Source organism: Bradyrhizobium sp. TM233, from assembly GCF_036247965.1.
GTDB classification, from domain to species: Bacteria; Pseudomonadota; Alphaproteobacteria; order Rhizobiales; family Xanthobacteraceae; genus Bradyrhizobium; species Bradyrhizobium ottawaense.
The window spans coordinates 1-287 of the sequence record NZ_BTIG01000297.1 but is presented as its reverse complement, the minus strand read 5'-3'; the positions used below and the strand labels follow the sequence as shown (position 1 = coordinate 287).

The 287-nt window shown below is 42.5% G+C and carries 1 protein-coding gene; it reads left to right on the top strand.

The window, feature by feature from the left end:
- Nucleotides 1–11: 11 nt before the first annotated feature.
- The coding region (locus AABA86_RS34370) for a hypothetical protein (protein ID WP_338309908.1) at nt 12–287 on the top strand (276 nt) is incomplete at its 3' end.

Here is a 287-nt window from a genome sequence, read left to right as displayed (position 1 = left end):
GCTGGAAGAACTTGCTGAAGGAGTTTGAAGAACTGACCTCCACTGAAGTAACTTCACTTTGGGATTCAAAGATAGATTTCAACTCTCTGGTGGAGACAAACTTGGTTTTTGAAGCTGACCGTGAGAAGATGAGGAAGATGGGTTTAAAAGAGGCCTGCCAAGCTGTGATGACCAAAGGCTTAGAAATTGCTGCAGTCGCCAAGATGATTGACCTAGAATCTAATGGATTCGATGGCCTCACCAATGCCAAACTTGTTGAAGAAAAAGAAAAAGAAATTGGGAAGTTG